The sequence below is a fragment of the Vibrio sp. Y176 genome (genome assembly GCF_033438945.1).
On the sequence record NZ_JAWOQS010000645.1, the window covers coordinates 1 to 655 of the forward strand.

Consider the following 655-nt stretch of genomic DNA (forward strand, 5'->3'; position numbering starts at 1 on the left):
TTGTTTCACTTGATTCACTATTCAACTCATTAACGGAGGCTAGTTATGGCTAATACAAAAGAAAGCGCAGTTAAACCTCAAGAGCAATTTGAAGAAGCGTATCACCTTGCAGAGCAAGCCACTTCAGAAGCGGTTGGCGCCATGAAAGAACATGCCAAAGAGAAGCTGGAAGTCGGCGCAGAGAACATTCAGCAAGCGACCAAATCCGCAGAAAACGTCATTAAAGAGCGCCCGCTGTTGAGTATCGGTTGTGCATTCCTGGCTGGTTGGGCGGTCTCTAAGCTCATCAAATAAGCCTGTTCCTTACATTTCGCTCTAATCATGAAGGAAGAGTTTTATGAATGACTCCGAGCATACCATCAATGAGCGCCAAGGCTCGGCTACTGCAGACAGTAGCCGAGCCCTAAATGGGGCTAAAAATCAGGAAGTTGAACAAGCCATTAATGGGCTACGAGCCATTTTGTCACAGATTGACGACCTTTCGACGTCACTGCGAACGTGGTCGGGCTCGACGTTGGATTTGTTTCTGCTAGAGATGAAAGTCAACGTAGCGGCTGCGCGCCAAATCGTGATGTTCAGCATCATTTTTACACTGCTGTCGGTGCTGTTTATCTTCAGTGTGTGTTTGGTTGCGGGTGTAGTGACGTACCACTTT

1 protein-coding gene and 1 pseudogene are annotated in these 655 nt (G+C 47.3%); both read left to right on the forward strand.

The annotated features are described in order from the left end of the window. Window positions 1–45: 45 nt before the first annotated feature. Window positions 46–294: a hypothetical protein gene (locus R7O13_RS27835; protein ID WP_005466481.1), complete on the forward strand. Its 249-nt coding sequence runs from the start codon at window positions 46–48 to the stop codon at window positions 292–294. Between the two features lie 43 nt (window positions 295–337). After that, window positions 338–655: pseudogene (locus R7O13_RS27840) on the forward strand (hypothetical protein); the annotation flags it as partial.